The organism is Staphylococcus xylosus (assembly GCF_002732165.1).
Lineage (GTDB): Bacteria > Bacillota > Bacilli > Staphylococcales > Staphylococcaceae > Staphylococcus > Staphylococcus xylosus.
In genome coordinates, this window is record NZ_MRZO01000015.1 from 1 (window position 1) to 15,287 (window position 15,287).

General features: G+C 31.8%; 15 protein-coding genes. 13 read left to right on the forward strand and 2 right to left on the reverse strand.

The genetic code is table 11. From position 1 onward, the window contains the following. The 6 genes from BTM19_RS12770 to dltD all read left to right on the forward strand — a co-directional run. Positions 1–705: 2-hydroxyacid dehydrogenase (locus BTM19_RS12770; protein WP_099265897.1), on the forward strand; the 705-nt coding region annotated here is incomplete at its 5' end. A gap of 1,219 nt (positions 706–1,924) precedes the next feature. Then, a complete protein-coding gene (locus BTM19_RS12775) occupies positions 1,925–2,071 on the forward strand; it encodes a teichoic acid D-Ala incorporation-associated protein DltX (RefSeq protein ID WP_029377569.1) in 147 nt (48 codons plus the stop codon). A gap of 14 nt (positions 2,072–2,085) precedes the next feature. Next, positions 2,086–3,549 (forward strand): D-alanine--poly(phosphoribitol) ligase subunit DltA, encoded by a 1,464-nt coding sequence (gene dltA, locus BTM19_RS12780; RefSeq protein ID WP_069796687.1) that lies wholly within the window; start codon positions 2,086–2,088, stop codon positions 3,547–3,549. Continuing rightward, on the forward strand, positions 3,546–4,760 hold the full coding sequence (gene dltB, locus BTM19_RS12785) for a D-alanyl-lipoteichoic acid biosynthesis protein DltB (protein ID WP_058625715.1): 1,215 nt from the start codon (positions 3,546–3,548) through the stop codon (positions 4,758–4,760). The genes dltA and dltB overlap by 4 nt, the downstream gene beginning before the upstream one ends. 18 nt (positions 4,761–4,778) lie before the next feature. Beyond that, positions 4,779–5,015: a D-alanine--poly(phosphoribitol) ligase subunit 2 gene (gene dltC, locus BTM19_RS12790; RefSeq protein ID WP_029377566.1), complete on the forward strand. Its 237-nt coding sequence runs from the start codon at positions 4,779–4,781 to the stop codon at positions 5,013–5,015. Next, positions 5,012–6,160, forward strand: coding sequence for a D-alanyl-lipoteichoic acid biosynthesis protein DltD (dltD, locus tag BTM19_RS12795; RefSeq protein WP_029377565.1), 1,149 nt, complete (start codon positions 5,012–5,014; stop codon positions 6,158–6,160). The genes dltC and dltD overlap by 4 nt, the downstream gene beginning before the upstream one ends. A gap of 166 nt (positions 6,161–6,326) precedes the next feature. Here dltD and BTM19_RS12800 read toward each other — a convergent pair whose 3' ends face one another. Continuing rightward, positions 6,327–6,569: a NifU family protein gene (locus BTM19_RS12800; RefSeq protein WP_002483816.1), complete on the reverse strand. Its 243-nt coding sequence runs from the start codon at positions 6,567–6,569 to the stop codon at positions 6,327–6,329. A 106-nt stretch (positions 6,570–6,675) separates the two neighbouring features. Between BTM19_RS12800 and BTM19_RS12805 the strand changes: the two genes are divergently transcribed. Then, the gene (locus BTM19_RS12805; protein ID WP_029377564.1) at positions 6,676–6,987 is read left to right on the forward strand and encodes a YuzD family protein; all 312 of its coding nucleotides are present in this window, start codon (positions 6,676–6,678) and stop codon (positions 6,985–6,987) included. Positions 6,988–7,184: 197 nt separating this feature from the next. Here BTM19_RS12805 and BTM19_RS12810 read toward each other — a convergent pair whose 3' ends face one another. Continuing rightward, positions 7,185–8,249 carry an NAD(P)/FAD-dependent oxidoreductase gene (locus tag BTM19_RS12810; protein ID WP_029377563.1) on the reverse strand — a complete coding sequence of 355 codons (1,065 nt, stop codon included), beginning with the start codon at positions 8,247–8,249 and terminating at the stop codon, positions 7,185–7,187. Between the two features lie 406 nt (positions 8,250–8,655). Between BTM19_RS12810 and BTM19_RS12815 the strand changes: the two genes are divergently transcribed. The 6 genes from BTM19_RS12815 to BTM19_RS12840 all read left to right on the forward strand — a co-directional run bounded on the left by BTM19_RS12815 (position 8,656) and on the right by BTM19_RS12840 (position 14,587). Further along, positions 8,656–8,892: a YuzB family protein gene (locus tag BTM19_RS12815; protein WP_029377562.1), complete on the forward strand. Its 237-nt coding sequence runs from the start codon at positions 8,656–8,658 to the stop codon at positions 8,890–8,892. A 13-nt stretch (positions 8,893–8,905) separates the two neighbouring features. Beyond that, positions 8,906–9,265 (forward strand): HesB/IscA family protein, encoded by a 360-nt coding sequence (locus BTM19_RS12820; protein WP_029377561.1) that lies wholly within the window; start codon positions 8,906–8,908, stop codon positions 9,263–9,265. A gap of 234 nt (positions 9,266–9,499) precedes the next feature. Next, the gene (locus BTM19_RS12825; RefSeq protein WP_029377560.1) at positions 9,500–10,708 is read left to right on the forward strand and encodes an NAD(P)/FAD-dependent oxidoreductase; all 1,209 of its coding nucleotides are present in this window, start codon (positions 9,500–9,502) and stop codon (positions 10,706–10,708) included. Between the two features lie 280 nt (positions 10,709–10,988). Next, positions 10,989–12,467, forward strand: a complete 1,479-nt coding sequence (locus tag BTM19_RS12830; RefSeq protein ID WP_029377559.1) for a M17 family metallopeptidase — start codon at positions 10,989–10,991, stop codon at positions 12,465–12,467. Between the two features lie 396 nt (positions 12,468–12,863). Continuing rightward, the gene (locus BTM19_RS12835; RefSeq protein WP_029377558.1) at positions 12,864–14,180 is read left to right on the forward strand and encodes a Na+/H+ antiporter family protein; all 1,317 of its coding nucleotides are present in this window, start codon (positions 12,864–12,866) and stop codon (positions 14,178–14,180) included. Between the two features lie 29 nt (positions 14,181–14,209). Then, entirely contained in the window at positions 14,210–14,587 is a 378-nt protein-coding gene (locus BTM19_RS12840; protein ID WP_029377557.1) for a hotdog fold thioesterase, read from the forward strand. Positions 14,588–15,287: the final 700 nt, after the last annotated feature.

The window sequence follows — 15,287 nt, forward strand, 5'->3', positions numbered from 1 at the left end:
AGTAAAGGGATCACTGTAACTAATACACCCGGTGTACTTACTGAAACAACAGCGGAACTTGGTTTTACATTGATGTTAACAGTAGCTAGGCGTATTGTGGAAGCTGAAAAGTATGTTCAAAATGGAGAATGGCAAAGTTGGGGGCCGTACTTGTTTGCTGGAAAAGATCTATCTAATGCCAATGTAGGAATATATGGTATGGGCGAGATTGGTAAGGCATTTGCAAGAAGATTAAAAGGTTTTGATACTAAGATTATGTACCATAATAGATCTAGAAATAAAGATACTGAAAAAGCACTTGGTGCATTGTACGTTCCTTTTGATACTTTGCTTGAACATAGTGATTTTATTATTTGTACTGCACCACTTACAGAAGAAACTAGAAATAAATTTAATGCTCAAGCATTTGAAAAAATGAAAAGTGATGCTATTTTTATAAATATTGGACGAGGTGCTGTTGTAGATGAAGAGGCACTTGTATCTGCGCTACAAAATAGACAGATTGCAGCTTGTGGACTAGATGTTCTACGTGAAGAGCCAATAGATATGGCTCATCCTTTATTAGAGATGGACAACGCAGTTATAGTTCCACATATTGGAAGTGCGTCTGTTACAACCAGAAATCGTATGATTCAATTATGTGTTGATAATATAAGATTAGTATTAAATAACCAACCAGCTAAAACGCCAGTCAATTTAAAGTAAACATTGTAAATAGATGATATATCAATATTTTGTATTATCATATCCTAAGATAAAGCAAATAACGTAGAGCGTTAATACTTATCTATAATATAGAAATACACCTCTGTTTTAAATAGAGGTGTATTTCAGAACGTTGACAAACCCTTCGCAAATCAATGCGAAAGGTTTGTTTATTTTCTATTTTAAATGAATTTTCAAAATAGTAGTAATCTTTCAGACCATTAATGGTCCTTTTATTAGTCACATTGCGATTTTTAAGATTCATGTCAGCACAAATCAGTGTGATATCCATGGGAACTTTGTCATGGCTCTATACCTCGTTCATCGCATACCACGCTGCACTTTTGTATCATCAAATCTTCTCTCTACTGTTGTTTGACTTCGCATTTTATATTGTTTTTTACTATATCCACTAATCTTATATATTCAACATAAACACCATCACTGTTTAATTTACATATATTATCATAATTTTTTTGTCATATTGGCAGTGGTTTATGCCGACTCCTGCGGGAATAGCACTAGACGAAGACTACAGGCTAAGGCAGTGCCCGCGGAAAGCGTGCATAAAAAACTGCCAACAAAGTCGGAGACTTTGTCGACATACTGAAATACACTTCTGTTTTAAATAGAGGTGTATTTTTATGTGGAATTTTAATTAATAGATTATAAATCATGATGTAAAGAATACTGTTTTAAAAAATACCAATTGTGTCAAATTTGTTACGAAGTTGACACGGTTAAATGCGCACACGTTAAAATTTTTAGTAATGCTATAATAAATTATTTTCAAAATCATGTATTATTTTCACACAAAAATTCATATATTTTCCGGCGCATTATGATTATGCTACTAAACATTCTATATATGATAGATAGCAATAACACCTTGAAGTTATAGCGTTAATCAAGTATTTTTAACAATAATTTTTAACAAAGCATTACAATATTAATACGATAATAAAATATAACTTCGAATCATATTATGCAAAATTATCTAAGAATAAACAAATATTTTGATTTTATAAAACACTATAAAATAAACAATCTAACATTTTTGTTATATATAAATATGTTAATTCGATTGTCACAACATCATAAAAAATGTATAATAAGTTGGTAAAATGTTAAAGTAGTGTAAATCGTGCTACAACAAAAAACTTACTTATGTAATAAATGATTAATAATATAAAAAATAATTTGAATTAAGAGGTGAAAAATGCGTAAAGAGATGGAAAATACGACGAAATATCAAAAAATTAAACCATGGTTATTAACTCTTTTATATTTTGCAATATTTATAGCACTGTATTTAATTTACGGTTCTGGAGATACGCATAATAACTTTATTTATAATGAATTTTAGTCGAGGAGAATAGTATGAAGGATATTATATATTCATTAATTGAAAATGAAAAAATGTACCCTGAGCAAATAGCGATAAAGCATAATACAGATGTATTAACGTATCGTGAGTTAAATCAATATGCAAATAAACTTGCAAACTTAATCAAAGATACTAAAAGCCCATTAATCGTATATGGTCATATGTCACCATTTATGATTGTAGGTATGATTGCCAGCATGAAAGCGGGATGTGGTTATGTACCCCTTGATATATCAATGCCTGAAGAGCGTATTAATACTATTATTGAAAAAATCAACCCTGATTTTATTTTTAATACAAGTGAACATTCACTAGATAGTAATGGCAGAGAAATCGTAAATACTGAAACACTTTTAACGGATAATCGTACCGTTGAATTTGAATCTAAAATTAAAGATAAAGATATTGCGTATACCATTTTCACATCGGGCTCTACAGGGGAACCTAAGGGCGTACAAATTAGATACGAAAGTCTTAACGAGTTTACGAACTGGATGGTAGATTTGAATAAAATAGGTGAGAATCAACAGTGGCTAAATCAAGCTCCATTTTCATTTGATTTATCTGTAATGGCAATTTATCCATGTTTAGCTACTGCAGGAACACTAAATTTAGTAGATAAAACAATGATTAACAAGCCTAAATTATTAAATGATATGTTAGAGCAATCTAAAATAAATGTTTGGGTGTCTACACCATCATTTATGGAAATGTGCTTAATGTTACCAAATTTAGCTGAAACACATTATGAAAGTTTAAAAGAATTTTTCTTTTGTGGAGAAATTTTGCCTCATAAAACTGCTAAGTTGTTGTTGCAACTCTTTCCATCTGCATATATTTATAATACATATGGACCTACAGAAGCGACAGTTGCAGTTACGAGTATCTTAATTACTGAAGCGGTCATTAATCAATATAATCCATTACCTGTGGGGAAAGCGAGACCAGGTACGCAATTATCTTTAGCAGAAAATGAAGAATTAATCATTTCTGGACAATGTGTAAGTGAAGGTTATGTGAAAGATGAGCAACGTTCTAATGCAGTGTTTAAAGATATAGATAAACGTAAATCTTACTTTACTGGAGATAAAGCAACAGTTCAAGATGACCTATGGTTTATCACTGGACGTATAGATTTTCAAGTGAAATTAAATGGCTATCGCATGGAGCTAGAAGAAATAGAATTTCATTTAAGACAAATAGATGTTGTCAAAGAAGCAATTGTGGTACCAGTATACAAAAATAATAAAGTAACGCAACTACAAGGTGTTGTAGTCTTAAATGACTTGAATGATGACAAAGATGAACAAAACTTGATACACGATATTAAACAAGAACTTAAACAAGCGATGCCAGAATATATGATTCCAAGAAAGATTATATTTAAAGAGCAATTTCCTTTAACAATTAATGGGAAATTAGATCGTAAGCAGATTGCAGAGGATGTATTAGCATGATTCCATATGGCACATTTACGTTCTTTCTTATAGCATTTATAGTCTTAATTCCGGTGATTATATTAGGTTTAACTGGAAAAAGAAGCCGTATTTATAATGGCATAAGCACAGCTATCATGATTGTGCTCATTTTTTCCTCAGATAAACATAATTTATTTGGTCAATCATATTTAAGTGTTCAACTTATAAACTTTGCTTTATATCTGTTGTGGCAAGTAGCAATCATTATGTTTTATTGGAAATCACGTGCGAAAAACAATTCATTTATAAAGTTTTTCATAGTGATTGTATTATCGATATTACCACTTGTAGGGGTAAAGGTAATGCAAAGTTCGTGGTTTGGTGCTGCACAATTAAAGCTCCATGAAAACAAGGTAATTGAATTTATAGGCTTCTTAGGTATTTCTTATGTTACTTTCAAAAGTGTTCAATTATTAATGGAAATTCGCGATGGTTCAATAAAAGAAGTCAAAGCTACTAAAGTATTTCAATTCATTTCCTTTTTCCCTACAATTTCATCTGGTCCAATTGACCGCTACAAACGTTTTGTTAAAGATGAAAGTAAGATACAAAGTAGCGAAAGTTATCGAGCATCACTAAATAAAGCAATACATTTCATCATGATAGGTTTTTTATATAAATACATTATTGCTTATTTAATACAAGTTTATGCGATTAATCCATTAATGTTAGATTTTTCAAATTTCACTGCTAAATGGTTATATATGTATGCATATAGTTTGTATCTATTCTTCGACTTCGCTGGTTATTCATTATTTGCGATGGCATTTAGCTATTTATATGGTATACAGACGCCACAAAACTTTAAGCAACCATTTAAAGCAAAGAATATCAAGGATTTTTGGAATAGATGGCATATGTCTTTATCTTTCTGGTTTAGAGATTGTATCTATATGAGAGCCTTATTCTTTATGTCGAAAAAACGCTTATTAAAAAATCAATTTACAATGTCTAATATTGCTTTCTCATTAAACTTTTTAATTATGGGTATTTGGCATGGCATTGAAGTTCATTATATTTTGTATGGTTTATATCACGCAGTTTTATTTATTGGTTATGGATATTATGAAAAATGGCGAAAAAATCATCCGCCAAGATGGTCTAACCAATATACAACAATGTTAAGTATTATCGTTACATTCCATTTTGTAACGTTTGGTTTTCTTATCTTTTCTGGGAAACTGTTTTAATTATGAGGAGGATTTATTATGGAATTTAGAGAACAAGTATTAGATTTATTAACTGAAGTAGCTGAAAATAATGTCATTAAGGAAAATCCAGATGTAGAACTTTTTGAAGAGGGGATTATTGATTCTTTTCAAACGGTAGGTCTTTTACTAGAGATTCAAAATAAATTAGATATTGAAGTATCGATTATGGATTTTGATAGAGATGAATGGGCGACACCTAACAAGATTGTAGCGGTATTAGAAGAATTACGATGAAGTTAAAACCATTTATACCTATTATTGTAAGTCTTGTATTGTTTGGAATTTTCTTAGTATTACCAGCAAGTTGGTTCGCTGGATTAATCAATTCCAAGACAGTAGCTACGCAAAGTGTTGCTCTAACAGATCAAGTACTAAAAGGAACTTTAGTGCAAGATAAAATGTATCAATCTGATGCTTATTATCCGATATATGGTTCCAGTGAATTAGAAAAAGACGATCCATTTAATCCAGCAGTCTTATTAAATAATCGAAATCAAGTTAGTAAGAAACCATTCTTAATTGGTACTGGTGGTTCGACAGATTTAGTGAACGCTGTGGAACTAGGTTCACAATATGGAAATTTAAAAGGTAAAAAAATGGCATTTATTGTTTCGCCACAGTGGTTTACAAAAAATGGCTTAACGCAAGATAATTTTAAGGCGCGTATTTCAAAAGCACAGCTCAATCAGTTGTTTAAGCAAGAACAACTAAGCCCAGAACTTAAGCAACGTTATGCAAAACGATTATTACAATTTAAAGATGTGGAAAATCGCGCATATTTAGAAAAAGTTGCACAAGGAAAATCACAAGAAAATAAAAATTATCTTTCAAACTTTAAAGATGAACAATTGAAAAAAATTGAAGCTATTAAAGCCGTATATCCATTGAGAAAATCACCTGTATCGCATATCGATCCAATTACCTCAAAAAATGATTCTTGGGATGATGTGATGACAGAAGCTGAAATCTATGGCGCTAAACATACAAAAACAAATGAATTTGGTATTCGAGATGAATATTGGGATTTAATTAAAAAACATAAACGAAAAATTAATCGAAACCATGAATTTAGGGAAAATTCTCCTGAATTTAAAGATTTAGAGTTACTTGTAGATACATTACGAGAAGCTGGCGCAGATGTTGATTATATAATTATACCTTCTAACGGTAAGTGGTATGATCACATTGGTATTGATAAAGATAGACGTCAGAAAATATATAAAAAAATTGATAAAACAATAGTGGCTCATGGTGGACAGACATACGATATGTCAGATAAAGACTACGAACCATATGTTGTAAGTGATGCAGTTCATATTGGCTGGAAAGGCTGGGTATATATCACTAAAAATATCGATGAACATATGCACCAGAAATAAAATAAAAAATCCTTTCAACATGTACACATTTAAGTGAAATGTTGAAGGGATTTTTCGCGTTAAAAATAGAACAGGACAATGAAAAATCAATTACATTGTCCTGTTCTCTATAAAAGTGTTCGAAAGGAACTAAATTTTCTGATGTTATATATAAAGCATCTATCATTTAGAATACTTGTTCTACTTCGATTACTCCTGGTACTTCTTCGTGTAAAGCACGTTCAATACCTGCTTTTAGTGTGATTGTTGAACTTGGGCATGTACCACAAGCACCATGTAATTGTAATTTAACAATTCCGTCTTCTACGTCAACAAGGGAACAGTCACCGCCATCACGTAGTAAGAAGGGACGTAATTTTTCGATAACTTCCGCTACTTGATCAAACATTGTTACGTTTTCAGTTGGCATGGAAATGCCTCCTTTCAAGTATATTATTTCATTTTCTACTTATCTTTTTATTATAATAGAAATGTAATGAAAAATCTATAATTCAAGATAAAAGGGGAAAAGATATATGGACAAAATAAGTGTTGTTGTTTATGGGGCAGATGTTATTTGTGCAAGTTGTGTTAATGCGCCGACATCTCGTAATACGTTTGACTGGTTGCAACCATTATTGCAGAGAAAGTATCCAGATAAACAATTTGAATTTACGTATATCGATATAGAAAATGATACCGAAAATTTGTCGGATCATGACCAACAATTTATTGAGCGTATTCAAGATGACGAACTCTTTTATCCACTCGTAACTATGAATGACGAGTATGTTTCTGATGGATATGTACAATTGAAGGATATAACTCGCTTTTTAGATAATCATTAGATCAATTAATTCGACGAAAAAGATGTTTAAGTTATAACTATTTATCATATAAAGATTTCAGTGTTAGAACCTTACTTTTTTAAAAATAAACACAAGCACCGTCATTAACAAATGACGGTGCTTGTGATTTTATAAGTATGAAAATGGACTTTCAACAAACTTAATAACCAAAAGTTCATATTTAATAAAGTAATTAGTTAACCGTTATGATATTTATACATCCAAAGTACGCCGGATTTTAAAATGGAAGCTAAGCGGCCTGTAACGGTACGATCCATAATATAAGCAAATCCTTTTTTGTCTCCTAGGGAACCAAGGAACCCTTGTATTTTGATTTCTGGCATTTTTTCAGGTAGAGGTTTACCTTGCCATTGTAATTTCATAACATCTGCAATTTGATCACCTTGGGCTTCTGCTAGTTGAGCACTTGGTGCATGTGGTAATTCAGCACAATCACCTACGACATAAACGTTTTTGTACGTTGGTACTTGGTGATATTGGTTTAAGATGACACGACCACTCTTACTAATATCGATTGGTAAATTTCTTACTAACTCTACTGGTTGAATTCCGGCAGTCCAAACAATTAAATCTACATCTTCAGGTACGTCATTATTATAAATGCGACTTGGTTCCACGCGATTAATATCAGAATTTGGAACAACTGTCACATCGTGGTCGTTGAACCATTTTTCAATATACTTACTAAGTTTTTCAGGGAAACGACTTAAAATACGTTCACCTCTATCGTAAAGATAAATTTGAAGGTCCTTGCGACTTTCTCTTAATTCACTAGCTAATTCAATACCGCTTAAACCAGCGCCAACAATACCCACTTTGGCACCATTTGGTAGTTCGCTTAAATGATGAAAAGTTTCACGTGATTTAGAAAGTGTTTGAATACTATGCGTGTATTCTTCAGCACCAGGAACATTATGATATTTATCTTCACAACCTAAACCGATCACTAATTCATCATAGTCTACTTTCGTATTACCAACTGAAACAATTTGATCTTCTAAATTAATATCATTGATTTCTCCATAGACATTGTTGATTCTATCTGAATCAGGAAAGTTCATGCGAATATCTTTATCTGACTTTGTACCAGCTGCTAATTCATAAAATTCTGGTTTTAAACCATGATAAGGCATACGATCTATTAATGTAATCGTATAATTTTCAGGTAGTGCAGATGGTAAGATATGAGACATGATACGCATATTTCCATAACCGCCACCTAATAATACTAAGTTTTTCATTTGTGATACCCCTCTAGTAAAAATTGTATTGAGCATAAACATACAATTACTTACTTCTATAGTAGGTAATTGAACTTGTTATCTCGTCAATGTAAGTTATTAAATATAATGTGGTTAAATCATATTTCGTCCTGCATCGATATACCAATTTTCTATAATCAGCTTACTTATATTTATTATATGCTTTTTTATTTGTTACTACAAATAAAGAAGACAAATTGTAATTATTAAAAATATATATTTTATTTTAATGGAGATTATTACTTACAATTTTATTGTATTAGTGATGTAAAGTACATATTAATTCAAGCTATTTATTAAGTGATATTTTATAAGCTAGTATGTAGAAATAACAATAACGTTTTTGTTATAATTGTTTAACTGATATTTTATGAGAGGGTGTATTATGAATCCAATAATCGAGTTCTGCATTTCGAATTTAGCGAAGGGTGGAGATTATGTATACAATCAGCTTGAAAATGACCCAGATGTAGACGTATTAGAATACGGTTGTTTACAAAATTGTGGTATATGTTCTAGTGGGTTGTATGCATTAGTGAATGGTGATATCGTTGAAGGTGATTCGCCAGATGATTTATTACAAAAAATTTACGCACATATAGAAGAAACATGGATTTTTTAGGGAGGTAAAAATAATGGCTATTATTGAAATGACTGAAGCTGCTGCATATGAAGTTAAAGATATGTTACAACAAAATGATATGGCGGATGGTTATTTGAAAGTTAAGGTGAACGGTGGCGGTTGTACCGGATTAACTTATGGTATGTCTGCTGAAGCTGAACCTGCTGAAAATGATGAAATATATGAGTTTCATGGTTTAAAAGTTTTAATAGATAAATACGATAAACCGGTTTTAGATGGAACAACGATTGATTTTAAACAATCACTTATGGGTGGTGGCTTCCAAATAGACAACCCTAATGCAATTGCTTCATGCGGTTGTGGTAGTTCATTTAGAACTGCAAAAGTTGCTGGCTCACCAGAAGATTGCTAAATTATAATACTTAAATAAAAGACTATAGTTACTTAAAATAAGTGTAAACTATAGTCTTTTATTCGTTTATGTGAAATAATAAACAATATGGTCGTTGGTGCTTGAAAATCAGCAGTAAAAACTATAAAATTAGTATTGGATGAAAAATGTCTTTTTTGTGAATTACTATATTGTGAATGGGGTATAGAAAAAGACTATTGCAACAAAAAAATTAAGAAAGCTTAGGTGAATGAAATGGCTCAAGATCGTAAAAAAGTATTAGTTCTAGGCGCTGGTTATGCCGGTTTACAAACTATTACAAAATTACAAAAGCAAATTTCAGCAGATGAAGCTGAAATTACATTAATTAATAAAAATGATTACCACTACGAAGCAACGTGGTTACACGAGGCTTCAGCAGGTACTCTTAGCTATGAAGATTTACTATATCCAGTAGAAAGCGTTGTAGACAAAAATAAAGTTAACTTTGTTAAGGCAGAAGTTACTAAAATTGATCGCAATGCAAAAAAAGTTGAAACAGATGCTGGAATCTTTGACTTTGATATCTTAGTTGTAGGTTTAGGTTTTGAAAGTGAAACATTTGGTATCAAAGGTATGAAAGATCATGCTTTCCAAATTGAAAACATTTTAACTGCTCGTAAATTATCTCGTCACATCGAAGATAAATTTGCTAACTATGCATCTTCAAAACAAAAAGATGATAAAGACTTAGCAATCATTGTTGGTGGTGCTGGATTTACTGGTGTTGAATTCTTAGGTGAATTAACTGATAGAATTCCAGAATTATGTAATAAATATGGTGTTGAGCAAAGCAAAGTGAAAATTACTTGTGTTGAAGCTGCTCCTAAAATGTTACCAATGTTCTCTGACGAACTAGTTAACTATGCAGTAAGTTACTTAGAAGGTAAAGGTGTAGAATTCAAAATTGGTACACCGATTGTTGCAGCTAACGAAAAAGGTTTCGTTGTAAAAGTTAATGACAAAGAAGAACAATTAGAAGCTAATACAGTTGTATGGGCTGCTGGTGTTCGTGGTAGTAAATTAATGGAAGAATCATTCGAAGGCGTAAAACGTGGACGTATTGTAACTAAACAAGATTTAACTATCGAAGGTTATGACGATATCTTTGTTATTGGTGACTGTTCTGCATTTATCCCTGCTGGAGAAGAACGTCCATTACCAACTACAGCACAAATCGCTATGCAACAAGGTGAACATACTGCTAAAAACATTAAAAATGTATTAGGAGGTCAACCAACTCAAGAATTTGATTATGTTGATCGCGGTACTGTATGTTCACTAGGTGCGCATGATGGCGTTGGTGTTGTTTACGGTAAAGATATCCAAGGTAAAAAAGCAGCATTTATGAAGAAAGTTATTGATACACGTGCAGTATTTAAACTTGGCGGTATCGGTTTAGCGTTCAAAAAAGGTAAATTTTAATATATAATTTTAAATATGTAATTCACATACTTAACTGTGATGCAAATTTTTAAAGGAGCGGGATAGTAAAACACTTTCTAAAAATGATTTTATTGTCTCGCCAAGACTTTGATGACAAGAGTAGAAAAGTTAAAACTCTCTATATTGCAGTCATCATTATCTAAAACATATCCTAGGCCGAGACATAATTTATGTCCGGCCTCTTTTTATTACACTTTTTGATAGTATTACTTTAAAATGCATTAAAAAGAAGTCTAAACTTATAAAGGAGAGATGTTATATGTTAGTTAATCTTAAAAACTCCAACGATATAGCAACAAATACGCTAATTATAGGTTTACCTGAACATTTAAATCAACTAGGGGAAATCATTATTAGCGGAGATAATATTAATGATCAATTAAAGTCATTAAAGCAAAATCAAATAGTTAGTACTAATATTGGTACAGTTTCTAGCACGATGTTTACAATACGTGATGAATACGTAAAATTGGTTACTGTTGGCATGGGTAATGTTAAAAACTTGACGTTTAACGACTATTTGAAAATGTTTGGCAATTTATTTCAATACTTGAAACAAAACCGTATTACACAAGCCTCTTTTAAATTAGAAACGTTTGAAGCACCATCTTTATCTAAAGATGTAGTTGCAGAGATATTAGGACAACAGAGTAATCGTGCGATTTATCAATTTGATAATTACAAAACAGATAAATCTGCGCCATTTGAACTAACATTAGATATACATACAGACGATGATGACATACTTAAATTTATTGAAGAAGGTCAAATCATTGGTAGTTCAATAAATTTAGCGCGTGATTATAGTAATATTCCACCAAATATATTAACTCCTGAGTATTATGCAAACTCTATTTACGATCATTTTAAAGAGACAGAAGTAGATGTAGATATTAAAGATCATGAGACATTACAAAATGAAGGGTTCGGCTTAATTCATGCAGTAGGTAAAGGTTCTAAAAATGGTCCAAGAGTCATTACATTAACATATAATGGTGGGCAAAAAGATGAAGCGCCTATTGCTTTAGTAGGTAAAGGTATTACTTATGATTCAGGTGGCTATTCCATAAAAGGAAAAATAGGCATGCAAACGATGAAATTCGATATGTGTGGCTCGGCTAACGTCGTGGGAATGATAGAAGTTGCACGCAAACTTAGATTGAAAGTAAATATTGTCGGTGTTATTGCTGCAGCAGAAAACATGATAAATGAAGCTGCAATGAAACCTGATGATGTATATACCGCTTTAAGTGGTGAATCAGTTGAAGTGTTGAATACAGACGCAGAAGGTCGCTTGGTATTAGGTGATGCAGTATTCTATGCAAATCAATTCCAACCACAAGTGATCTTAGATTTTGCAACATTAACAGGTGCAGCAATTGTAGCTTTAGGAGATGATAAGGCTGCCGTGTTTAGTCATAATGCATCCAATCATTTACAAAAAATACTTAACTATGCACAGACTAATGATGAATTTGTATTTGAGTTACCAATGACAACGACTGAGCGTAATTTAATTAAAAATAGTGATGTTGCAGATTTAGTTAACCATACAAATGGCCAAGGTAAAGCTTTGTTTGCAGCAACGTTTATCAATCATTTTGCAGGAGATACACCTCATATGCATTTTGATATAGCTGGCCCTGCAACTATCAATAAGAATACGTATAAAGGTCCAAAAGGTCCAACAGGATATTTAATTCCTACAATAGTTGAATGGTTACGCAATATAAAATAATTATGTAAGTCTAGAAAGACGTTAATATGAAGTGTTCATTTTAATTTATTGTATTTGTTGATATTATAAAATCACTATAGTTAAATAACTAATACTTTAAAAGTTAATAGAAACATAACATTTCTTGAATGGAAGTATGAAATTAATTTTACAATATTGATTTCATACTTCCTTTTTTTATTTTTTAAATCATAAAGAGAGATGAATGATAATGCTATAAATCGTGGGTTATAAGGTTTTAGAGTGACAAGAATGAGCGACATACAATTAGCTATTTAATGATGAATAGGAAATATATGAATAAATTATTTGTTGTGTTTGACAAGTGCTCATGTTATTGATATTATAGTTCTCATGATGCTTTAGTTCGATAACGTGGTAAAGGAGTTGTGCTTTTTGATAAATGCTGTAGTAATAGCAGTGGTACTGATGATTATTTTATGTTTATGTAGATTAAATGTAGTAATCAGTTTGTTTATCAGTGCCTTAGTAGGTGGATTAATTGCAGGTATGAGTGTTTCAGATATCGTGTCTGTTTTTGGTAAGAATATTGTAGACGGTGCAGAAGTAGCACTAAGTTATGCATTGCTTGGTGGCTTTGCAGCGCTTATTTCTTATAGTGGAATTACCGATTATTTAGTGAATAAAATTATAAATGGTATCCATGCTGAAAATAGCAAGATGTCACGTATTAAAGTGAAAGTGATTATCATATTAGCTTTATTAGTGATGAGCATTATGAGTCAGAACTTAATACCCGTCCATATTGCGTTTATTCCTATTGTAATACCACCGTTAATTAGTTTGTTTAATGAACTGAATATAGATAGAAGACAAATAGCAATTATTATAGGATTTGGTTTATGTTGGCCTTATGTCTTATTACCTTTTGGATTTGGTCAAATATTCCACCAAATTATTCAGAATGGTTTTACCAAAGCAAATCATCCAATTGAAATGGACATGATTTGGAAAGCGATGATTATTCCATCTTTAGGTTACATTTTTGGATTGCTTGCAGGTATCTTTTATTATAGAAAGCCAAGAAAATACATTCAACATGAAGAGATTAAAGATAATAGTGAAATAGAAATTAAACCCTATGTACTTGTAGTTACTGTTATTTCAATTATAGCAACATTCTTAGTGCAATTATTAACAGACTCTATGATCTTTGGTGCGTTAGCAGGTGTGCTTGTATTCTTTGTTTCCAGAGCATATAAATGGACAGAATTAGACAAGCAATTTGTTGATGGTATAAAGATCATGTCATTTATCGGAGTAGTTATTTTATCGGCTAATGGTTTTGCAGGAGTAATGAATGAAACTGGAGATATTAACAGACTTGTAGAGGGATTAAGTGGAGTTATAGGGGATAACAAATTAGTTAGTATCATTGTGATGTATATAATCGGTTTAGTAGTTACCTTAGGTATTGGTTCATCATTTGCTACTATTCCAATCATTGCTACATTGTTCGTGCCTTTAGGAGAATCTTTGGGATTAAGCACAATGGCATTAATTGCCTTAATAGGTACAGCCAGTGCATTAGGGGATTCAGGCTCACCAGCAAGTGATTCTACGCTTGGTCCTACTGCAGGATTGGATGTTGATGGACAACATGACCACATTAGAGACACTTGTATACCTAATTTCCTATTTTACAATATTCCATTAATTATTTTTGGAACAATTGCTGCTATGGTACTATAAAAGGTATATAAAGAAAATGAGGTGACACAATGGCTAATATGTTAGATGCGTTAGATATTAAAGTTGTGAAACAAGAACGTGGTTTAATGGTAATGTCGATGCCTGTGACGGACAATGTAAAACAGCCGTTTGGCTATCTGCACGGAGGTGCGAGTCTAGCACTTGGTGAAACAGCATGTTCGATGGGAGCTGCTTATTTAATTGATACTGAACAATATGTACCGCTTGGATTAGAAATGAATGGTAATCATATAGGTTCAACTACTGAAGGAACTATATTTGCAACTGCTACGATTATTCATGAAGGAAAAACCACACAGGTATGGTCTATTGATATTAAAGATGATAAAGATAGATTAATTTGTGTTATGAGAGGTACTATTGCTATAAAACCATTAAAACGTTAATTAATATAAATAAAGAGCTTGGGGCATAAATCCCAGAAAAATAGCACCAGATGAATTGAATTAAATCATCTGAGTGCTTCTTTTTTTATGCAATACTACGTATTCTTAGCTAGGTTTCTTTGGGAACAGTTTAGCCTATAATTATTTCCTCAAGTGTCTCGCCCAAATACGTCATATCGATATGTAATTTTAAATTAAAATACTTTTAAAAAGATAAGCCCCTTACATATAATTTAATAAATACTATTAAACTAAATTAACGAGATACCTAATGTATAAAAATTATAACCGAAATATTTTAAATTCTAAATCAAGCAAAAGCTTTTAGTCCTAAAAACAAAAGAAATCTATAATCAAAGAAAAATTATGTTGAATTACTTTTGGAATTTGTGAAGTTTTTTTGAGTTTCGCTCGAATACCGGTTCGTGACATAATTAAATTTAAAAGAGAACTGGGCTTTGTATTAATAAACCCTAATATAAGAAAAATAGTAGTCCAACTAGCTAACTATAATTAAAAAGATAATGAAAAAGACAATTTCTATATTAGTTATATAGAAATTGTCTCAGACTGTCGACAAAGTCTCCGACTTTGTTGGCAGTTTTTTGTGCACGCTTTCCGCGGGCACTGCCTTAGCCTGTAGTCTTCGGCTAGCGCTCTTCCCGCAGGAGTCGGCCCAAATCACTGCCAATATTATACG